Below are 21,626 nucleotides of genomic sequence, written 5' to 3' on the forward strand. Positions count from 1 at the left end.
TCTCCTTAAGCCTCGATGCTCAGGCCGTATTCGGCCGAAGCGTCCTGCAGCCACAGCCACCAGTAGTCGGCGAAGCTGCGGCGGATCACCAGTTCCCAGGTGTCTTCGGCGGTGCGGCGGATCACCAGTTGCGACTTGGCGAACACGGTGCCGACTGCCTTGCCCACCGGGAAGTTGTTCGGGTGAACATCATAGCTGGTGGACTTCATCAGCACTTCGCGCACGTTCGGGCCGCGCAGCTCCAGCAGGCTCTGCCCGCCGCTGACGTTGACCACCTGGATGTGCTGGCCGTCGAGGGCCGCGCGCAGCTTCTGCTCCACTGCCAGCTCCTGGCCGCCGGGCACGATCAGCAGCCACTCATCCGGGCCTACCCATTGCAGCGACATCTCATTGTTGGCGACCACGGTCAGGGCAACCGGCAGCTCCAGGCCCAGGGCCTTGTGCACGCCAGCGGCGAATTCCGGGTTGTGGCCATCGCCACGCAGGGTCAGGTGGCCGAGGAACTTGCGTTCCCGCAGGGTCACGCCTGCGTTCTTGCGGCCCTTGCCGACCAGGCTGGCCAGGTCGGCGTGGTGCAGTGGCGACTGGGCCTTGGCATCGCTGCCGGGGTTTTGCTGGAAGACGTTGATAGCGCTCATTTCTTACCTGCCTTGAATTCTGTTGATCGCGAAGACCTGAGGTAGAACCTGTTGGCACTGACGGTGGAGATCCTGTGGGAGCGGGTTTACCCGCGAAGAGGGCGGTGAATCCACCATCGCAATCGCGGGTGAACCCGCTCCCACACAGACCGCATTCCAGCCAGTGCTACTGGTGAAGCCTCAAACGTTCTGCCGCTCACCCTTCGGATCGAAGAACACCGAAGACACGATCTCCGCCTCGATCACGCTGCCATCGGCCTGTGGCGAATAAACACGCTCGCCCATGCGCTTGAGGCCGCCCTTGACCACACCCATGGCGAACGAATAGCCCAGGGAGTTGGAGGCATAGCTGGAGGTAACGTGGCCGACCATGTCCATCGGGATCGGTTGCTTCGGATCGAACACCAGCTGGGCGCCTTCTGGCAGCCACTTGGTTGGGTCGATCGGCTTGAGGCCTACCAGTTGCTTGCGGTTGTCGCGCAGGCAGTCTTCGCGGTTCATGCCACGCAGGCCGATCCACGAGAACGGCTTGTTGCGGCCAACGCACCAGCTCATGTTGAGGTCGTCCGGGTTCATCGAGCCATCGGTATCCTGGCCAACGATGATGAAGCCCTTCTCGGCACGCAGGACGTGCATGGTCTCGGTGCCGTACGGGGTCAGGTTGTACTTCTTGCCCGCCTCGATGATCTGCTCCAGCACGCCCATGGCGTAGTTGGCCTGCACGTTGACTTCGTACGACAGCTCACCGGTGAACGAGATACGGAACACGCGGGCTGGCACGCCGCCAACATTGCCTTCCTTCCAGGTCATGAACGGGAAGGCTTCCTTGTCCATGTCGATGTCGGTCAGTTCGCTGAGCAGCTTGCGGCTGTTCGGGCCAGACAGGGTCATGGTCGCCCAGTGGTCGGTGACCGAGGTGAAGTACACCTTCATCTCTGGCCATTCGGTCTGGTGGTACAGCTCCATCCACTGCAGCACGCGGGCGGCGCCGCCGGTGGTGGTGGTCATGATGAAGTGGTTGTCGCCGACGCAGGCGGTCACGCCGTCGTCGAAGACCATGCCGTCTTCCTTGCACATCAGGCCGTAGCGGGCCTTGCCCACGTCGAGCTTGGTCCAGGCGTTGGTGTAGATGCGGTTGAGGAACTCGCGGGCATCCGGGCCCTGGATGTCGATCTTGCCCAGGGTCGAGGCGTCCAGCAGGCCCACGCTGTCGCGCACGGCCTTGCATTCACGCGCCACGGCAGCATGGATGTCTTCACCGGCTTTCGGGAAGTACCAAGGGCGCTTCCACTGGCCGACGTCTTCGAACTCGGCACCGTTCTTCACGTGCCAGGCATGCAGGGCGGTGAAGCGTACCGGCTCGAACAGGTGGCCACAGTGGCGACCGGCTACCGCACCGAAAGTCACCGGCGTGTAGTTCGGGCGGAACATGGTGGTGCCCATTTCCGGGATGGTGATGCCGATCGAACGGGCGGCGATGGCCAGGCCGTTGATGTTGCCCAGCTTGCCCTGGTCGGTACCGAAGCCCAGTGCGGTGTAGCGTTTTACGTGCTCGACCGATTCGAAGCCTTCGCGGGTGGCCAGTTCGATGGCGGCTGCGGTGACGTCGTTCTGCTGGTCGACAAACTGCTTGGGTGCGCGGGCCGTGCCTTTGTCGTGCGGCACCTGGAACAGCGCCACGGTGGCCTCTTCCTTGCGCGCAACGGTTTTCGGCAGGCTGCCAACGGTGGCTTTGAAGCCGGCTTCGGTGGCTGCGCGAGCGCCGCCTTCGAAGCCATCGGCAATCACGTCGCCCAGGGCGTAGACCCCGTTGATGCCGCCTACGCATTCGCGTTTCTGTGGGGCATCGCCCGGCACGAAGCCGAGGATGTCTTCACGCCATACCGGGCGACCGCCCAGGTGCGAAGCCAGGTGCACGATCGGGCTGTAGCCACCGGAGGTAGCGATCAGGTCGCATTCGAGGGTTTCGCCAGGGCTGGTGACCTTGTGCGCCTGCACATCGATGGCGGCCACACGGGCGCCGCTGACGTGCTTGGTGCCTTTGGCCTCGATCACGGCGCTGGAGGTGAGGATGCGGATGCCTTTGGCACGTGCTTCTTCAACCAGCGAACCGCGTGGGTTGTGGCGGGCGTCGGCAATGGCAACCACCTGCAGGCCAGCGTCGTGCCAGTCCAGCGCGGCGCGGTAGGCGTGGTCGTTGTTGGTCGACAGCACCAGCTTGCGGCCCGGCGCCACGCCGTAGCGGCGTACGTAGGTGGACACAGCACCTGCCAGCATGTTGCCCGGCAGGTCGTTGTTGCCGTACACCAGCGGGCGCTCGTGGGCGCCGGCAGCCAGGACCACGCGCTTGGCGCGGACGCGGTGCACACGGTGTCGAACCTGGCCGATCGGGGCGCGGTCGCCGAGGTGGTCGGTGAGGCGCTCGTGAATGGTCAGGAAGTTATGGTCGTGGTAGCCGTTGACCGTGGCGCGTGGCAGCAGGGTCACTTCCGGCAGGCCTTCGAGCTCTTTGACCACCGCGTTGACCCAGTCGGCGGCCGGCTTGCCGTCGAGGGTTTCGCGGGTGTCGAGCAGGCTGCCGCCGAACTCTTCCTGCTCATCGGCCAGGATCACCCGGGCACCGCTGCGTGCAGCGGCCAGGGCGGCGGCCAGGCCAGCAGGGCCGGCGCCGACGATCAGCACGTCGCAGTGCTGGTTCATGTAGTCGTAGCTGTCCGGGTCGTTCTGCAGCGGCGCACGGCCAAGGCCGGCGGCTTTGCGGATGTACTTCTCGTACGTCATCCAGAACGATTTCGGGTACATGAAGGTTTTGTAGTAGAAGCCCGGCGGCATCATGCTGCCACCGACCTTGCCAAGGATGCCCATGACGTCGTTGTTGACGTTCGGCCAGCCGTTGGTGCTGGTGGCGACCAGGCCTGCGTACAGCGCCTGCTGAGTGGCACGCACGTTAGGGATCTGTGTGGCTTCGCTGGAGCCGATCTGCAGGATGGCGTTCGGCTCCTCGGTACCGGCAGCGATGATGCCGCGTGGGCGCGAGTACTTGAAGCTGCGGCCGACGATGTCGACGCCATTGGCCAGCAAGGCAGCGGCCAGGCTGTCACCGGCATAACCCTGGTAGGTCTTGCCGTTGAAGGTGAAGTTCAGGACCTTGCTGCGGTCGATACGGCCGCCGCTGGCGAGGCGATAGGTCTGGCTCATACTTTTTCCCCTTGGCCTTTGACGGCGGACGGTGCGTTCGCAGCTTTGCCATCAGCAGTCACTTGCGGCTTCTGGCCAATCTTGTAGGTTTCCAGAATCTCGTAAGTCACGGTGTTACGGGTGACGTTGAAGTACTGGCGGCAGCCGGCAACGTGGTCCCACAGCTCATGGTGAATACCGCGTGGGTTGTCACGGTAGAACATGTAGGTGCCCCACTCCTCGTCGGTGCAGGCGTTGGGGTCCAGCGGGCGGGCGATGTGCGCCTGGCCAGAGGCGTGGAACTCTTCTTCGGAGCGCAGCTCGCCGCAGTGGGGACAGAAAATATGCAACATGACGGTGTCTCCGGTTAGTGGGCGACGGCGGCGGCGCCGTGTTCGTCGATCAGTGCGCCGTTGTAGAAACGGTCCATGGAGAACGGCGCGGCCAGTGGGTGCATTTCGCCCTTGGCCAGGCTTGCGGCGAAGACGTTGCCCGAACCCGGGGTCGCCTTGAAGCCACCGGTCCCCCAACCGCAGTTGAAGAACATGTTCTTGACCGGGGTCTTGGTGATGATCGGGCAAGCGTCCGGCGAGGTGTCGACGATGCCGCCCCACTGGCGGTTCATGCGCACGCGCGAGAGGTTGGGGAACATCTCGACGATGGCCTGCAGGGTGTGCTCGATCACCGGGTAGGAACCACGTTGGCCGTAGCCGACCCAGCCGTCGATACCGGCACCGATCACCAGGTCGCCCTTGTCGGACTGGCTGATGTAACCGTGAACGGCGTTGGACATGATCACCGAGTCGATGATCGGTTTGATCGGCTCGGATACCAGCGCTTGCAGCGGGTGCGATTCCAGTGGCAGGCGGAAGCCGGCCAGCTTGGCCATGTGCCCGGAGTTACCGGCGGTGACCACACCAACGCGCTTGGCACCGATGAAGCCTTTGTTGGTTTCCACGCCGATGACCGCGCCGTTTTCCTTGCGAAAGCCAATCACTTCGGTCTGCTGGATCAGGTCCACGCCCAGGGCGTCGGCGGCACGGGCGAAGCCCCAGGCCACGGCGTCGTGACGGGCCACGCCACCACGGCGCTGAACGGTTGCGCCGAGGATCGGGTAACGGGTGTTCTTCGAGCAGTCCAGGTACGGGATTTCGGCCGCGACCTGGGCAGTGTTGAGCAGCTCGCCATCGACGCCGTTGAGGCGGTTGGCGGAAACACGGCGCTCGGAGTCACGCATGTCCTGCAGGGTGTGGCACAGGTTGTAGACACCGCGCTGGGAGAACATGACGTTGTAGTTGAGGTCCTGGGACAGGCCTTCCCACAGCTTCATGGCGTGCTCGTACAGGTGCGCCGACTCGTCCCACAGGTAGTTGGACCGCACGATGGTGGTGTTACGGGCAGTGTTGCCGCCGCCCAGGTAGCCTTTCTCGATCACGGCAACGTTGGTGATGCCGTGCTCTTTGGCCAGGTAGTAAGCCGTGGCCAGGCCATGGCCGCCACCGCCGACGATAACCACGTCGTAGACCTTTTTAGGGGTCGGCGTGCGCCACATGCGCTGCCAGTTTTCGTGGTGGCTGAGGGAGTGTTTGAAGAGGCCGAAGCCCGAGTAGCGTTGCATGGTCGTTTACTCCACTCAGCGGTAAACAGGGAAGTCGGCGCACAGGGCCGCGACGTTCTTCGCCACATCGGCTTCGACGTCAGCGTCACCGAGGTTGTCGAGGATGTCGCAGATCCAGCCGGCCAGGGCTACGCACTGGGCGACCTTGAAGCCGCGGGTGGTCACGGCCGGGGTGCCGATGCGCAGGCCAGAAGTGACGAACGGCGACTGCGGGTCGTTCGGCACGGCGTTCTTGTTGACGGTGATGTGCGCGCGGCCCAGGGCGGCGTCGGCATCTTTGCCGGTCAGGCCCTGGCGAATCAGGCTGACCAGGAACAGGTGGTTGTCGGTGCCGCCGGAGACCACGTCGTAGCCGCGGTCGACAAACACCTGGGCCATGGCCTGGGCGTTTTCGATGACTTGTTTCTGGTAGTTCTTGAACTCAGGCTCCAGGGCCTCTTTGAAGCACACCGCCTTGGCGGCGATCACGTGCATCAGCGGGCCGCCCTGGGCGCCCGGGAATACTGCGGCGTTGAGCTTTTTCTCGATCTCTTCGTTGGACTTGGCCAGGATCAGGCCGCCACGTGGACCGCGCAGGGTCTTGTGGGTGGTGGTGGTAACCACGTCGGCGAACGGGATCGGGTTCGGGTACAGGCCCGCGGCAACCAGGCCGGCGACGTGGGCCATGTCGACGAACAGCAGCGCACCGACCTTGTCGGCGATGGCGCGGAAACGCGGGAAGTCGAGGGTCTTGGAGTAGGCCGAGAAACCGGCAACGATCATCTTCGGCTTGTGCTCGACCGCCAGGCGCTCGACTTCGTCGTAGTCGATCAAGCCAGTCTTGGTGTCGATGCCGTACTGCACAGCGTTGTACAGCTTGCCCGAGGACGACACCTTGGCGCCGTGGGTCAGGTGGCCGCCGTGGGCCAGGCTCATGCCGAGGATGGTGTCACCGGCCTGCAGCAGGGCCAGGTAGACCGCACCGTTGGCCGAGGAACCGGAGTGTGGCTGGACGTTGGCGTAGTCGGCGCCGAACAGCTGCTTGGCGCGCTCGATGGCCAGCGCCTCGACCTTGTCGACGTGCTCGCAGCCGCCGTAGTAGCGCTTGCCTGGGTAGCCTTCGGCGTACTTGTTGGTCAGGCCGCTGCCCTGGGCCTGCATCACGCGCTTGCTGGTGTAGTTTTCCGAAGCGATCAGCTCGATGTGATCTTCCTGACGCTGTTCTTCGGCATTCATCGCCGCCAGCAGTGCATCGTCGTAACCCTGGATCTGGTCTTGCTTGCTGAACATCGTGTATCTCCCGGCAGCGATCGTTTTTTGTCGTGGGGCACTGTGGCCCTTTGTGGCGATGTTATGACTGGGCGGGGTGGGTCAGATGCCTGCGCACGCCTTGCAATGGCGCGTTTACGACATTGGCTTGGGTGTTGACCGTGCCGGCCCTTTCGCGGGTAAACCCGCTCCCACAGGTACGGCAGTGTTCTGAAGGCTTTGGTATCCCTGTGGGAGCGGGTTTACCCGCGAAGAGGCCGGCATGGGCACCCGATAAATAGACGGTTGGGCTACTCCCACAGGTACGGCAGTGTTCTGAAGGCTTGTGGTATCCCTGTGGGAGCGGGTTTACCCGCGAAGAGGCCGGCATGGGCACCCGATAAATAGACGGTTGGGCTACTCCCACAGGTACGGCAGTGTTCTGAAGGCTTGTGGTATCCCTGTGGGAGCGGGTTTACCCGCGAAGAGGCCGGCATGGGCAACCGATAAATAGACGGTTGGGCTGCTTGTATAGGCAACCGCTGAATCGATGGTTTAGAGTGCTGTTCTGCGTCGTTCACAGGACAGTGTCATGACAGATAAGAGCCAACAATTCGCCAGCGACAACTATTCCGGCATCTGCCCCGAAGCCTGGGCGGCGATGGAGAAAGCCAACCGCGGCCACGACCGCGCCTACGGCGACGACCAGTGGACCGAGCGTGCCTCGGCGTACTTCCGCAAACTGTTCGAAACCGACTGCGAGGTGTTCTTCGCCTTCAACGGCACCGCCGCCAACTCCCTGGCCCTGGCCTCCCTGTGCCAGAGCTACCACAGCGTGATCTGCTCCGAGACCGCCCACGTCGAGACCGACGAATGTGGCGCGCCGGAGTTCTTCTCCAACGGCTCCAAGCTGCTCACCGCGCCCAGTGTCAATGGCAAGCTGACGCCGCAATCGATCCGCGAAGTGGCACTCAAGCGCCAGGACATCCATTACCCCAAACCGCGAGTGGTCACCCTTACCCAAGCTACCGAGGTCGGTACCGTCTATCGTCCTGACGAGCTCAAGGCAATCAGCGCCACCTGCAAGGAGCTTGGCCTTAACCTGCACATGGACGGCGCACGCTTCACCAATGCCTGCGCGTTCCTTGGCTGCAGCCCGGCCGAGCTGACCTGGAAGGCCGGTGTCGATGTGCTGTGCTTTGGCGGCACCAAGAACGGCATGGCGGTGGGCGAGGCGATCCTGTTCTTCAACCGCCAGCTGGCCGAGGACTTCGACTACCGCTGCAAGCAGGCCGGGCAACTGGCGTCGAAGATGCGCTTCCTGTCGGCGCCGTGGGTGGGGCTGCTGGAAGATGGCGCCTGGTTGCGCCACGGCAACCACGCCAACCATTGCGCGCAGTTGCTGGCGTCACTGGTGAGTGACCTGCCAGGGGTGGAACTGATGTTCCCGGTGGAGGCCAACGGGGTGTTCCTGCAGATGCCGGAGCCGGCGATTGAAGCACTGCGTGGCAAGGGGTGGCGGTTCTATACCTTCATTGGCAGTGGCGGCGCACGGTTCATGTGCTCATGGGATACCGAAGAAGAGCGGGTGCGGGAACTGGCGGCGGATATCCGCAGCATCATCAGCGCCTGACAGATGGCCGGTAGGGCTTCGCCGTCCTTCGACGCCGCTCCTACAGGAGGCCGCAACGCCTTGTAAGAGCGGCCTTGTGTCGCGAAAGGGCCGCACAGCGGCCCCCGCATGCTAAAGCTTGAACCCGCCCATCTGCCGCGCCAGGTCGTCGGCCAGCCCACGCAACGCCTGGCACTCCTCCCGGCAACCTTGCACCTCGGCCGCCGTCTCCCGCGCCAGATCGGAAATCCCCTGTACCGTCCGGTTGATTTCTTCAGTCACCGCCGACTGTTCCTCGGTCGCCGTGGCCACCTGATGGTTCATGTCGCTGATATGCTCGACCTGATCGGTGATCGCACCCAACGACGCGCCGGTCAGTTGGCTCGACTCCACACCACTGCCCGTCGCGCGCTGCCCTGCCTGCATCGAGCTCACCGCTGAGCCTGCGCCCTGCTTGAGGCGCTGGATCATCTGCTGCACTTCATCGGTGGACAGCTGTGTGCGCCGGGCCAAGGTGCGCACTTCGTCTGCCACCACGGCAAACCCACGCCCCATCTCCCCTGCCCTGGCCGCTTCGATTGCAGCATTCAATGCCAACAGGTTGGTCTGTTCGGAAATACTACGAATCACCGCCAGTACTTCATCGATCGAGGCGACTTCATCGGCCAACTGGCTCACCGCATCAGCAGCCATGCCGATGTCCCCCGACATGCCCTCGATGCCTTGGATCGAGCGCCGTACCACCTCACGCGCCTGCATGGCTTCATCCCGCGCAGTTTGCGATGCCTGGGCCGCATCACCGGCGTTACGGGCAATGTCCTGCACGGTCAGGCCCATCTCATGCACGGCAGTGGCGACCATCTCGGTCATCTCCTGCTGCCGCCCGGAACGTTCGGCGGTGTTATCCACAACCTGGGTCACCTGCTCCACTGCCTGATGCAGGCGCCCGCTGGTGCGCAGCACCTCACCGATCAAGCCGCGCTGGCTGTCGAGGAAGCGGTTGAAACCACGGGCCAGGTCGCCCAGTTCATCCTGACGGGAATCGTCCAGGCGATGGCTGAGGTCGCCACTGCCACTGCCAATCTGTACCAGCGCGGCGGTAACGCGACGAATCGGCCGCACCAACCCACGCGCCAGCACCACCACCAGCAGCAGCGAAACCAATGCAACCGCACCGCCGATAAGGCTGGTCAGCCACACCGCCTGGCGCATCTGTGCGTAGATTTCCGACTTCGGTACCTCGGCCACCAAGGTCCAGTTCAGGTCGCGCAAGGGCAATCCCAGCGCCAGATAGTCTTCGCCATCGCGGCTGAAGCGACCGCTGTGCAGTTGCCCCCCCTTGGCCATTACCGCCCTGGCGGTGTCCTCACCCATCTGTTCGGCGAGCTGGCGCTTGCCGCTGAAGGCGTTATCCGGGTGCACCTGGATCAGGCCATCGTTGCGCACCAGGAAGACCTTGCCGTGCTCGCCAAAGCTGAAGTCGTGGATGAGTTTCGACAACTCGGCCATGCGCAGGCCCATACCAGCCACGCCGACCAGTTTGCCGGCCTTTTCCACCCGGTAGTCGATGAACAGCGCCAACTCGCCCGTCGCATGATCGATATCGATGTTCACCAGGCGTTCGGCACCGCTGTCGATATAGCCGTAGAACCACTTGTCATTGGGGTTGCTGCGGCTGAGGGTGCGATCCAGGCCATTCTCGTTGTAGTAGTTGCCCGTTTCGGTCGAGGCGAACAACGCGGTGAATGCATGGTTGCGCTGCTTGGCAGCCTGGAGGTATTCCAGAAATTGAGGGGCTTGAGCGGGATCTTCGCCAGCGGCAAGCCAGTCGCGCAGCAGCGTATTACCGGCAATGTCGGCTGCAGCCACCAACGGCTGGCCGAGCATGCGCTCGATGTCATTGCGGATCGCTTCGATACTGGCCGGCAAGGCGGTGTCGACCAGGTAACGCTCGGTCAGGCGGTTGAGCGCCACCGTAAAGATGACCACCACCACCAGAATGCTCGCCAGCAGGGCGGCGCCCATGCTTGCGATCAATTGCCACTGGATGCTTTTACGCCAGATACGCATGCCCCTGCTCCCCGCTAATTATTGTTTTGCGAGAAGTGTATACACTTGCGTATTCAGTTAATCCAGTGATCTGGAACAATGGGACTGCTTCGCAGTCCTTTCGCGACACAAGGCCGCTCCTACAAAGGGCATGCGTTACCGGTAGGAGCGGCCTTGTGCCGCGAAAGGGTCGCAAAGCGACCCCAGGGATTGATCAAGACTCAGCAATAGTCTTGACGATGGCATCGACGGTGGCATCGATCTGCGCCTGGGTACGCTCGAGGGTCTGCTGGTGCTCCTTCTGCAGTTCGACCTGCTTGGAACACAGATTCAGCGCGGCCAGTACCAGCAACTTGTCACCGATCAGGGTCGGGTACTGGCGCTTGGTCTCGTTCAGCGCGGTATTGAGCATCCGCACTGCCTGGGCCAAGGTCTCTTCCTGGCCTTCGGGCGCCTTGATCGAATAGTCGCTGCCGAGGATCGACACGACATTGATCGGCTGCGCTTGCAGTCTCATGCGCCGACGACACCTGCGCTGGCGCGGTCAACCAGCGCCTGGATACGCGCGGCGGTAGCGCCATTCTTTTCTTCCTGCTCCATCAGCGACAGCTGCAGGGTCTCGTTTTCTTCCTTGGCCTGGGCCAGTTCCTGGCCGAGGGTGGTGTTCTGCTCGGTGAGTTGAGCGTTTTTCTGCATCAGGTCGCTGACCAGTTGCTCGAGTTGATTCAGGGAGGCTTCCAGCATGGGTCTATCTCGGGTTGTTGCAAAGGGCGCACACGATAAAGAAAAGCGTGAGCCCCCGCCATTAAATATCGGATTCTTAAGGTTTCTACCCCGCAGATTGACAGGGTATCGGGCCCCTTGTTCCGACCTGGATCAACCGCCGGTCAGGTAAATAGTTAGCAGGCTCACATTTTCCGTCAGTCAGCCTCAAGACTGATGAGTCACGACCGATAGACAGGCAGGTCATATTTCGTCGCACGGACCGCGCCCCCCCCTATTCCTTGCCTGGACTTTTACCCATGTCTCTTCGCAACATGAACATCGCCCCGCGCGCGTTGCTCGGGTTCGCCCTGATCGGCGTACTCATGCTCGGCCTTGGTATTTTCTCGCTCATGCAGATGGGCAACATCCGACAAGCCGGCGTGGCCATCGAAAATGTGAGCGTGCCCAGCATCAAGACCCTGGACGAGCTGACCGCACTCAACCTGCGCATGCGCACCCTGTCCTACCGCCTGCTGCTCAACCGTGAGCCGGAAACCCAGCGCGACACCCTCAATCTGCTGGACCAGCGCAACGCCCAGATCGACCGTGCCCGCCAGGCCTACCTGCCGATGATCGGTGCTGCGGACGAGCAGGCTGCCTTCGACCAGTACACCCAGTTGCTCAACCAGTACCGCCAGCTCGAGTCGCGCATGCGCAGCCTGAGCCAGGCCGGCCGCCTGGACGAGCTGCGTGACCTGCTCAACCGCGACCTGTTGGCCAACTCCGACCAGATCAACAAGGTCATGAACACCCTGGTACAGATCAATACCGACCAGACCCGCGCCACCAACCAAACCGCCGCCAACCAGTACGCCGCCGCCTTCGCCCTGGTGATCGGCCTGTTGATCGCCGCCACCGTGCTGACCTTCCTCTGCGCCTTCCTGCTGACCCGCAGCATCGTCAAGCCGATCGAAGAGGCCCTGCAGGCAGCCGAACAGGTGGCCGACGGCGACCTGACCAAGGTGATCCGCGCCGAAGGCAGCGACGAAGCCGCCCGCCTGCAGCGCGCCATGGCCCGCATGCAGGACAAGCTGCGCGACACCCTGCAGCTGATCGCCGGTTCCGCCACCCAGCTGGCCTCGGCAGCCGAAGAGCTGAATTGCGTCACCGACGAAAGCGCCCGTGGTCTGCAGCAGCAGAACAATGAAATCGAGCAGGCAGCTACCGCCGTCACCGAGATGACGAGCGCCGTGGAAGAAGTGGCGCGCAACGCGGTCAGCACTTCGGAGGCCTCAAGCGAAGCCAGCCGCTCGGCCGGCGACGGTCGTGACCTGGTCATGGAAACCGTGGGCGCCATCGAACGCATGAGCGGTGACGTGCAGGCCACCGCCAAGCTGATCACCCACCTGGCCGAGCAATCGCGCGACATCGGCAAGGTGCTCGACGTGATCCGCGGCCTGGCCGACCAGACCAACCTGCTGGCGCTCAACGCCGCGATCGAAGCGGCACGTGCCGGTGAGGCCGGTCGTGGTTTTGCCGTGGTGGCGGATGAAGTGCGGGCGCTGGCCCATCGTACCCAGCAGTCGACCAGCGAGATCGAGCGCATGATCGGCAGCATCCAGGGCGGTACCGAAGAAGCGGTGGAATCGATGCGTACCAGCACCGAACGCGCCGAGTCGACGCTGAATATCGCCAAGGGTGCGGGCATGGCGCTGGACACCATTGCCGGCGCTGTGGCGCAGATCAACGAGCGTAACCTGGTGATTGCCAGTGCGGCAGAAGAACAGGCCCAGGTGGCGCGGGAGGTGGACCGCAACCTGGTGAACATCAACGACCTGTCGGTGCAGAGTGCTACCGGGGCGCATCAGACCAGCGCGGCGAGTGCGGAGCTGTCGCGCCTGGCGGTGGATCTGAATGGCCTGGTAGCCCGCTTCCGCACCTGACTTGAGAATGCCGGGGCCGCTTTGCGGCCCGTTCGCGACACAAGGCCGCTCCTACAGGGAAACGCATACCCTTGTAGGAGCGGCCTTGTGTCGCGAAAGGGCTGCAACGCAGCCCCGGCAATCTCGGATCAGTAATCGATCCGCACATCCCCCTTCGGAACACTGCAGCACGACAGGATGAAGCCCTCGGCTTCGTCTTCCTCGGTAATCCCGCCGTTGTGCTCCATCTCCACTTCGCCGCCCAGCTTGAGCACCTTGCAGGTCCCGCAGATGCCCATGCCACAGGCTTTGGGAATCATCAGCCCGACCTTCGCCGCCGCCGCATGCACAGTCTCGCCCGGGGCGACGCGGATGCTCTTCTCGCTGCCGATGAACTCCACCAGGTTGAGGTCCGAAGCATCCACTTCCGGCGCATCGGCCGCCTGTTCGGCATGCTCCACCGCATCGGCCTTGGCCTCTGGGGGCGTGGCACCGAACGATTCCTCGTGGTAGTTCTTCATGTCGAAGCCGACCGCTTCGAGCATGCGCTTGACTGCGGTCATGTACGGCGTCGGGCCGCAGCAGAACACCGTGCGCTCCATGTAGTCCGGCGCGATCAGCTCCATCAGGCGCTGGTTGAGGTAGCCGCGGTAACCCGCCCACGGCTCACCCAGCCCGTGCTTCTCGCAGATGATGTGCAGGCTGAAGTTGGGGATGCGCGAGGCCATCTGTTCCAGCTCGCGGTGGTAGATGATGTCTTTCGGCGAACGCGCGCTGTGCACGAAGACCATGTCGACGTTGGCGTTGGTGTCGTAGAACCAGCGCGCCATCGACATCACCGGGGTAATGCCGACACCCCCAGACAGGTACAGCGTCTTGCCCGCCGGGAAATCAATGGCGTTGAACAGCCCCACCGGGCCATGCACCGGCAGCTCGGCGCCTTCGTGCATGGTGTCGTGAAGGAAGTTGGAAACCAGCCCGCCCGGCACGCGCTTGACCGTGATCGAGAAGCTGTAGGGCACCGACGGCGAGCTGGAGATGGTGTAGGAGCGCATCACCGGCTTGCCTTCGATCTCCAGCTCCAGGGTGACGAACTGCCCGGGCTTGAAGAAGAACATGATCGGCTGGTCGGCCATGAAACAGAAGGTGCGCACGTCCCAGGTCTCCTGGATGACCTTGACGCAGCGCACGATGTGGCGGCCGTTGGCCCAGGTCTGGGTGGTGACCGGATTGAGGAAGGTATCGGACATGTTCATCTCCAGCGGCCGACTATGGCCCTTTTTATGGCTGCGATAATGCGCAAGCTGAACGCGACGTACATTCCTGCCAGCGACATCGGCGTGCTTATCGCGACCAGCCCCGTGATACAAGGGCTGGCGCGTCGTAATTCAAATCGGCCATGTCGCCCATGGATACGGTTCGCGCCGCCTTCGGACGCACACTCCACGGCAAAAGAAGCTGCCTTTTTCCGGCAGTCAGTCTTGCGGCACCACAACAACGATTAGCCACCTTTTGCCGGCCGCACACGGCCCCGAGGATTACACGATGGACGTCACCGCAACCCTGAGCCTGGGCGATCCACTGGAACCTGCACGCAAGGCCACCGCCGAGATGCTGCAGACCCGCGAGCGCACCTACTCGCTGCCCCAGCCGTTCTACACCGACGAGCGTCTGTTCCAGATCGACATGCAGGAGATCTTCCAGAAAGAATGGCTGATCGCCGGCATGACTTGCGAGATCCCGGCAAAGGGCAACTACATCACCCTGCAGATCGGCAAGAACCCGATCCTGGTGGTACGCGGTGCTGAAGGCAAGGTGCACGCCTTCCATAACGTCTGCCGCCACCGCGGCTCGCGCCTGTGCGTCAGCGACAAGGGCAAGGTGGCCAAGCTGGTCTGCCATTACCACCAGTGGACCTACGAGCTGGACGGCCGCCTGCTGTTTGCGGGCACCGAGATGGGCGCCGATTTCGACATGAAGGAATACGGCCTGAAGCCTGTGCACGTGAAAGTGGCCGGCGGCTACATCTTCATCAGCCTGGCCGAAAACCCGCCTGCCATCGACGAGTTCCTGGCCACCCTGGACCACTACATGGAACCGTACGACATGGAGAACACCAAGGTGGCGGTGCAGACCACCTTGATGGAAAAGGCCAACTGGAAGCTGGTGCTGGAAAACAACCGCGAGTGCTACCACTGCTCGGGTTCGCACCCTGAGCTGCTGCAAACCCTGCTGGAGTGGGACGACACCAACGACCCGCGTGCCAGCCAGGAATTCAAGGACCACGTAGCCAGCTCTGCTGCTGCCTGGGAAGCCGAGAAGATCCCTTACCTGCACAAGAGCCATGGCCTGCGTAACCGCATCGTGCGCATGCCGCTGCTCAAGGGCACCGTGTCGATGACCATGGACGGCAAACAGGCCTGCCAGAAGCTGATGGGCCGCATCAAGAACCCGGACCTGGGCTCGATGCGCATCCTGCACCTGCCGCACTCGTGGAACCACTGCATGGGCGACCACATGATCGTCTTCACCGTGTGGCCGATCAGCGCCCAGGAGACCATGGTCACCACCAAGTGGCTGGTGCACAAGGATGCCGTGGAAGGCGTGGACTACAACCCTGAGCACATGCGCAAGGTGTGGGATGCCACCAACGACCAGGACCGCCGCCTGGCCGAAGAAAACCAGCGCGGGATCAACTCCACCGCGTACCAGCCTGGGCCTTACTCGAAGACTTATGAGTTTGGTGTGGTCAACTTCATTGATTGGTACAGCGGGCGGATGCTGAACAACCTGGGTGCGGAGCCAGCACCGTATCTCAAGGAAGTGCAGGCGCAGTAGTTTCTTGGCGCAAGCGGATAGCGACGGATGTCGCTATCCATGCTTCCAGAGCTGGATCAACCACCCCTGATATCTCCGGCATTAAGAGTTGACGGCTGCCCTAGAGGCGTCAAGGGCACCAACATTCGCGGATTGCTTGGCCGCCATGGCTTCGCCTGAGCCAACTTCCATGCTTCAAATGCGGTGGTACCCAGCGAGATAGAAGTCAACGTCGCCAATGCCCAGGTCTGCCAATTATTCTCCGGCTCAATCGTCCTCACTACACCAATGGTCAACCCCGCAGTGCCAGACACTAGACTGATGCTGGAGAGCCACCAATCCTTGCGCTCAGGTAACGGAATGGTCGGTGCAGTTTGATCCAAGGCACTACTGCGAGCAACACGGCTTTGCTTGAAGAATGACCTGAAGCGCAGTCCGCTAACAAATATCCCGAGCAGATTGCTAAAGATACTCAGCACGGGCAGCACATAGTCTTCTGCCTTCTCACCAGTGGGATCGCGATGGTTGACCGGGTCGCCCAGGCAATATGCATAGGCATTCACACCACCTTCACCGAATGGGCTCAGCCGGTCTGCTGCTTGAAAACGCATCAATGCAGGGTTGTAGGCACGGTAACCATTTCCCAAGTGGTAGCACCCCGTCAACGGGTCTCGCCACTGAGCGTTGAAAGCCAATACGCAGCCCACTGCATGCGGTTGATGGCCATGTGCAGAGTATCGACTGAAAGCGTGGGGTTTGGAGGGCATATGGCTATCCGGATGTGGGTTGCACCTGAAGATTCAGCGGCCAGCTTATCCCGCGAGCCAACGCTCAGAAACTAGCAATTCTGTCAGTTCAACGAGTTATCAACAGGCTCTTTGCCGCAAACGCCTCCGTGTCATCAATCAACTGTCATACCGCGCCTCATTCAAAATGAGCATTTTTTGATCATTTCGCTACAGGCCAAGCTACCATTGGTCTACAGAAGAGTTCGAACAACTTACCCACAGAGCCACCAACAGAGAATGTGGACGGTGCCTCTGCGCACCTTCCAGTGCTGTTGATAAGTCCCCCAAGGCGTTGTTTGACGCGCAGATAGCAAAAACTTTCGTTGCATGGTCACTTTTTGATCAGTGCATCGCAGCCCGCATCATGTATGGGCTTCAGCGTATCCCCAACATATTATCCACAGACCGGTTCACAGTGAATGTGGGTAAGTCAAAGGGCTTCGGGTGCAGATAGGCTCCGAGGCAGGACCTCTATGCTGATCAAATTTCAATCAATTACACGCACGCACCGAAATACAAGGCCTGCAGTGAAGCGCCAACACTTTATCCACAGCATGGCGAACAGATTCGGTGGGCAAAAAGAGGTGTACCTGATATTTCTGCCAGTTTCGTGAAATAGCGCGATGTGATGGGGTAATAGCTTCTACTCTGGCAGCACCCAGGAGTGACTTATGCACAGGCGCCAGGAGAGCACTGTGAGATGGTTCGATGAAGCGCGGGGGTTGGGGTCATCAGCGTAGAAGGGGAGCGCCGGGATTACTTGGTTTTGCGCTGTGCTGCAGTGAATAGGCGTTGTCGGAGGGGGCGCGGGTGTTATTCGATCCCGCGGGCGAGGCGCTGGCAGCTGAGCATTCAATGTGATCAAGATGGAGTGAAACGTGTAGGCGCGGCCTTGTGTCGCGATGGGCCGCAGCGCGGCCCCAATATCTCGAACCTGCTCAGGATTGCCGGGGCTGCTGCGCAGCCCATCGCGACACAAGGCCGCGCCTACACGAGGACCGCGTGAGGTTTCAGCGCAGCACGCCCTCTTCCACCAGCAGCTTGAGAATAGCTTCGGCGCCTTCCTGTGGTGAAACATCCTTCAATACCTTGCCGCCGCCACCACTGGCCTTGGCGGTGGCGGCCTTCATGCGGTCAGCACCGCTCTTGGCCTTGATCACCTTCAGGCGCTTGGGCCGAGGACGGGCCGGTTGCAACTCGGCATCGGCCAACAGCTCATCTTCGACAATGGCCACGTGACGTGCCGCCAGTACGCCCCGGCGCGCAGGGCCAAAGGCGCTCTGGCGCGGCTTTGGCGCGGCGTTATCCACAGTTGCCAGCAACGGCAGGCGCACTTTCAGCCGGCGCCGCTGGCCCCGCGGCAGAGCCTGCAGTACCTGGGCGGTGCCGTTCTCGATCGACTCTACCTCGGCCAACCCCACGATCAACGGCCAGCCGAGCTTTTCGGCCAACAGGAACGGCAGCATGCCCGACCCTTCACCGGTCTCGGCCTGGCTGCCGGTCAGCACCAGCTGGGCGCCAGCATCGCGCAGGTAATCACCCAGCACGCCTAGTACATCCGCTCCAGCCGGCTGCTCCAGTACATCCAGATGGTCCAGGCCCATGCCCAGGTAGGCGCGCAGTGCCTCTTCCCGAGGGTCGCCGGCATGCACCACCTGCAAGTTATCCCCAGCCAGCTGCAAGCCCAGCTCCACTGCACGCGCATCCTGCTCGGCGCGGCGGGCGCGGCCGGAGCTGGGGTGGGCACCGATGGAAACCAGGCTGATCACTTTCGTACTCATGCTCGTGCCCTTATGCCGCGTCGCGCTGGCCGCCGCTGCGGAAGTTGTCCACAGCCTCGATCAGTGCCTGGAGAATCGCCGAACTGTCGCCAATCACCGACAGGTCTGCCCGTTTGATCATGTCGCAGCCCGGGTCCATGTTGATCGCCACCACCTTGTCGCAGGCGCCGATGCCCTGCAGGTGCTGGATCGCGCCAGAGATACCCACAGCCACGTAGACTCGCGCTGTAACCCAGGTACCGGTGGCACCGACTTGGCGGTTGCGCGGCATGAAGCCGTCGTCCACCGCCACCCGCGAGGCGCCTTCGGTGGCGCCCAGGGCTGCAGTGGCCTTGTGGTAAAGGTCCCAGTCCTTGACGCCGTTGCCGCCAGAGACGATGAACTCGGCTTCGGCCATGGCGATGGTCGCCGGGTCGACGGCCACCGAGCCCAGGTCTTCGATCCGCGACAGGCTGCGCACCACGCTTGTGGACAACTCCACCGGCAGCGCTTCGTGACGGGTTTCGCTGACCGGTTCGGCACACTCCGCCGCGCCCAGGATCAGGCGTGGCACGGCGCGTTGCAGGTCTTGCTGGTCGGCACCAGCGCGGCCGATGCACTGGCCGTCCTTGACCTGCCAGACACGCGTCGCCGGGCGCTCGCCCAGGGCCGCGCCAAGGCGGCGGCCCAGTTCGCCGCCACCGCTGCGGCTGTCGGGCAACAGCCAATGGCGCGGGGTGAACTGGTTATCCACAGCGCGCAGGCCCTGCACCAGTTGTTCCGGTGCATAACCTTCAAATTGCTCGCCTTCAAGGACCAGCAAGCGATCGACACCGGCTGTGGAAAAGTTACTTTCCTTGTGTTCGCCAAACACCACCGCCAGCACTGCGCCGTCGCTGCCGGCCAGGCCATGGGCCAGGCCGAGCAAGTCGCGGTCGTGGCTGCTCAGGCGGCCGCCGACCATGTCCGGTACCACGGCAATGTAGAACGCGGGCGCTGGCACCTGGTGCAGCGGCAGTTGCACTTCGGCGGCCGCCGTACGCCGCCCGCCGACACCGGTACCCTGCTGGGCGCCGCTGCGGTCGATGCGCTTGAGGCCAGCCGGGCCGATGAAACCTGCGGCGATGGCATGGGGGTTCTTGCGGATCAGGCCGTTGGGGCCCATCCAGCGGGTCTGTTGCGTCTGCATCGCCGCGTGCAGCGGATGCAGACGGTTACGGGCGATCCACTCGGCGCGTGGATCGCGGCGGATGATGTCGCTCATCAATGCACCTCCGCAGGTTCGCGTTTAACCGTTGGCGACTTTGGGGCCGCGGGCGTTTCCTCTTCGATCAGCACATCGGCCACCAGCTCGGCGAGGTCCTTGATCTGTGGGCGCGGTTCGACCACACCTTCGAGCATCGCGGTGCACTGCGGGCAACCCACGGCCACCAGCTCGGCCTTGGTTTCGCGGATGTCGTCCATGCGCATGTCCGGAATCCGCTGCTTGCCAGGGATGTCGGTGATCGGCGCTCCGCCGCCGCCGCCACAGCAACGGGAACGGAAGCCCGAGCGTTCCATTTCGCGTACCTCGATACCCAGCGCCTTGAGCACTTCGCGCGGCGCTTCGTACTCACCGTTGTAACGGCCCAGGTAGCACGGGTCGTGGTAGGTGACACTGCCGCCCTTGTGCTGGCCGAGGTTCAACTTCCCGGCCGCGATCAGTTCAGCGATGTAGGTGCTGTGGTGCTGCACCGGGTACTCACCGCCCAGTGCGCCGTACTCATTCTTCAGTACATGGAAGCTGTGCGGGTCGCAGGTGACGATGCGCTGGAACTTGTACTTGGCCAAGGTCTGGATATTGCGCTTGGCCAGATGCTGGAAGGTCGCTTCATCGCCCAGGCGGCGCGCCACGTCACCGCTGTCGCGTTCTTCCAGGCCAAGCACGGCAAAGTCCACGCCGGAGGCCTTGAGCACTTTGACGAACGAACGCAGGGTGCGCTGGTTGCGCATGTCGAAGGCACCGTCACCGACCCAGAACAGCACGTCGGTAGCCTTCACCTCCGACAGCAGCTGCAGGTTGAGGTCGGCCGCCCAGTTCATCCGCCCGCCGGGGGCGAAGCCGCCGGGGTTGTCGGTGGCGATCAGGTTGTCCAGCACCTCGGCGCCCTTGTTCGGGGTCGCGCCTTTTTCCAGGGTGAGGTGGCGGCGCATGTCGACGATGGCATCGACGTGCTCGATCATCATCGGGCATTCCTCGACGCAAGCGCGGCAGGTCGTGCACGACCACAGCGTCTCGGCGTCGACCAGGCCATTGACGATTGGCTGATGGGGGTTGCCGCTGTGCTCGCCAATCGGCTTGCCAGGATAGGGGCTACCGGCAAAGTTGGCATCGCTGCCACCGGCCAGGCCGATGACCATGTCCTGAATGAGCTTTTTCGGGTTCAGTGGCTGGCCTGCAGCGAATGCCGGGCACATGGCTTCACATTTGCCGCACTGCACGCAGGCGTCGAAACCGAGCAGCTGGTTCCAGGTGAAGTCCACCGGCTTTTCCACGCCCAGCGGCGCATTCGGGTCTTCCAGGTCCAGCGGCTTGAGGCCGGTGGACCGGCCGCCGCCGAAGCGTTCGGCGCGGCGGTGCCAGGCCAGGTGCAGGGCACCGGCGAAGGCGTGCTTCATCGGGCCGCCCCAGGTCATGCCGAAGAACAGCTCCGACACGCCCCACAGCACACCCAGGCCGAGGATGCCGACCATCACCCAGCCACCGGTGTTGGCCGGCAGGATGCCAGCAACCGGCAAGGTGGCGATGAAGAAGCTGGCGGCGAACACCAGCAGGCTCTTGGGCAGGCGCATCCACGGGCCCTTGGACAGGCGCGAAGGCGGGTTCAGGCGGCGTTTGAAGACAAAGATGGCACCCGTGAACATGATCACCGTGGCGACCAGCAGCGCGTAGCCGAGGATCTTGCTCTGCAGGCCGAAGCCGTGCACCAGGATCGCCAGCGCGGCCGACAGCACGAAGCCGCCGGCAGTGGCCACGTGGGTCTTGGACATGTACTTGTCGCGCTCGACCACGTGGTGCAGGTCAACCAGGTAGCGCCGCGGCATGGCCAGCAGGCCGCCGATCAGGTCGACCTTGGATGCCCGGCCACGTCGCCACATGCGCACCCGGCGCAGGGCGCCGAGCACCGCCAGGCCAAGGGCAGCGAACAGCAGGATGGGTAAAAGGGTGTTCAACATGGGAGGCTCCCACAACAGCTGGATTCTTGCGCCGCCACGAAGGCCGACGCGGACCCCATGTAGGAGCGGCCTTGTGTCGCGAAAGGGTCGCGAAGCG

15 protein-coding genes and 2 pseudogenes are annotated in these 21,626 nt (G+C 62.9%); 4 read left to right on the top strand and 13 right to left on the bottom strand.

Annotated features, from left to right (window positions below; genetic code table 11):
* Nucleotides 1–5: 5 nt before the first annotated feature.
* The 5 genes from H040_RS11590 to H040_RS11610 form a co-directional block, all read right to left on the bottom strand.
* The gene (locus H040_RS11590) at nucleotides 6–638 is read right to left on the bottom strand and encodes a sarcosine oxidase subunit gamma (protein ID WP_027917539.1); all 633 of its coding nucleotides are present in this window, start codon (nucleotides 636–638) and stop codon (nucleotides 6–8) included.
* Nucleotides 639–818: 180 nt separating this feature from the next.
* On the bottom strand, nucleotides 819–3,836 hold the full coding sequence (locus H040_RS11595; RefSeq protein ID WP_027917540.1) for a sarcosine oxidase subunit alpha: 3,018 nt from the start codon (nucleotides 3,834–3,836) through the stop codon (nucleotides 819–821).
* Nucleotides 3,833–4,168, bottom strand: a complete 336-nt coding sequence (locus H040_RS11600; RefSeq protein ID WP_027917541.1) for a sarcosine oxidase subunit delta — start codon at nucleotides 4,166–4,168, stop codon at nucleotides 3,833–3,835. Before H040_RS11600 ends, H040_RS11595 begins: the two co-directional genes overlap by 4 nt.
* A 14-nt stretch (nucleotides 4,169–4,182) precedes the next feature.
* Nucleotides 4,183–5,433 (bottom strand): sarcosine oxidase subunit beta family protein, encoded by a 1,251-nt coding sequence (locus H040_RS11605; RefSeq protein WP_003255680.1) that lies wholly within the window; start codon nucleotides 5,431–5,433, stop codon nucleotides 4,183–4,185.
* A 15-nt stretch (nucleotides 5,434–5,448) separates the two neighbouring features.
* Nucleotides 5,449–6,702, bottom strand: a complete 1,254-nt coding sequence (locus H040_RS11610) for a serine hydroxymethyltransferase (protein WP_027917542.1) — start codon at nucleotides 6,700–6,702, stop codon at nucleotides 5,449–5,451.
* Between the two features lie 550 nt (nucleotides 6,703–7,252).
* Here H040_RS11610 and H040_RS11615 point away from each other — a divergent pair.
* The gene (locus H040_RS11615) at nucleotides 7,253–8,293 is read left to right on the top strand and encodes a threonine aldolase family protein (protein WP_027917543.1); all 1,041 of its coding nucleotides are present in this window, start codon (nucleotides 7,253–7,255) and stop codon (nucleotides 8,291–8,293) included.
* A 111-nt stretch (nucleotides 8,294–8,404) separates the two neighbouring features.
* Here the strand turns inward: H040_RS11615 and H040_RS11620 are convergent, their stop codons facing one another.
* From H040_RS11620 to H040_RS11630, 3 genes are all read right to left on the bottom strand, one after another.
* A complete protein-coding gene (locus tag H040_RS11620) occupies nucleotides 8,405–10,342 on the bottom strand; it encodes a methyl-accepting chemotaxis protein (RefSeq protein WP_027917544.1) in 1,938 nt (645 codons plus the stop codon).
* Between the two features lie 193 nt (nucleotides 10,343–10,535).
* Complete coding sequence (locus H040_RS11625; RefSeq protein WP_027917545.1) at nucleotides 10,536–10,838, bottom strand: cell division protein ZapA; 303 nt, start codon at nucleotides 10,836–10,838, stop codon at nucleotides 10,536–10,538.
* Complete coding sequence (locus H040_RS11630) at nucleotides 10,835–11,065, bottom strand: hypothetical protein (RefSeq protein ID WP_027917546.1); 231 nt, start codon at nucleotides 11,063–11,065, stop codon at nucleotides 10,835–10,837. The genes H040_RS11625 and H040_RS11630 overlap by 4 nt, the downstream gene beginning before the upstream one ends.
* Nucleotides 11,066–11,358: 293 nt before the next feature.
* On the opposite strand from H040_RS11630, the pseudogene H040_RS28090 reads away from it, so the two are divergent.
* Nucleotides 11,359–12,114 (top strand): annotated as a pseudogene (locus tag H040_RS28090) (MCP four helix bundle domain-containing protein); the annotation flags it as partial.
* Complete coding sequence (locus H040_RS28095) at nucleotides 12,106–12,969, top strand: methyl-accepting chemotaxis protein (RefSeq protein ID WP_371260234.1); 864 nt, start codon at nucleotides 12,106–12,108, stop codon at nucleotides 12,967–12,969. The pseudogene H040_RS28090 and the gene H040_RS28095, both read left to right, overlap by 9 nt.
* Nucleotides 12,970–13,097: 128 nt before the next feature.
* Here H040_RS28095 and gbcB read toward each other — a convergent pair whose 3' ends face one another.
* Entirely contained in the window at nucleotides 13,098–14,198 is a 1,101-nt protein-coding gene (gbcB, locus tag H040_RS11640; RefSeq protein ID WP_027917548.1) for a glycine-betaine demethylase subunit GbcB, read from the bottom strand.
* A gap of 295 nt (nucleotides 14,199–14,493) precedes the next feature.
* On the opposite strand from gbcB, the gene gbcA reads away from it, so the two are divergent.
* Nucleotides 14,494–15,786, top strand: a complete 1,293-nt coding sequence (gene gbcA, locus H040_RS11650) for a glycine-betaine demethylase subunit GbcA (RefSeq protein ID WP_027917549.1) — start codon at nucleotides 14,494–14,496, stop codon at nucleotides 15,784–15,786.
* 485 nt (nucleotides 15,787–16,271) lie between these two features.
* Here the strand turns inward: gbcA and H040_RS27745 are convergent.
* The 4 genes and pseudogenes from H040_RS27745 to dgcB form a co-directional block, all read right to left on the bottom strand.
* Nucleotides 16,272–16,445, bottom strand: a pseudogene (locus tag H040_RS27745) (RHS repeat-associated core domain-containing protein); the annotation flags it as partial.
* Between the two features lie 1,118 nt (nucleotides 16,446–17,563).
* On the bottom strand, nucleotides 17,564–18,334 hold the full coding sequence (gene etfB / locus H040_RS11665) for an electron transfer flavoprotein subunit beta (protein WP_027917550.1): 771 nt from the start codon (nucleotides 18,332–18,334) through the stop codon (nucleotides 17,564–17,566).
* A gap of 10 nt (nucleotides 18,335–18,344) precedes the next feature.
* Complete coding sequence (gene etfA / locus H040_RS11670; RefSeq protein WP_027917551.1) at nucleotides 18,345–19,577, bottom strand: electron transfer flavoprotein subunit alpha; 1,233 nt, start codon at nucleotides 19,575–19,577, stop codon at nucleotides 18,345–18,347.
* Entirely contained in the window at nucleotides 19,577–21,529 is a 1,953-nt protein-coding gene (gene dgcB, locus H040_RS11675; protein WP_027917552.1) for a dimethylglycine demethylation protein DgcB, read from the bottom strand. Before dgcB ends, etfA begins: the two co-directional genes overlap by 1 nt.
* Nucleotides 21,530–21,626: the final 97 nt, after the last annotated feature.

Source organism: Pseudomonas sp. URMO17WK12:I7 (genome assembly GCF_003269045.1).
Lineage (GTDB): Bacteria > Pseudomonadota > Gammaproteobacteria > Pseudomonadales > Pseudomonadaceae > Aquipseudomonas > Aquipseudomonas putida_J.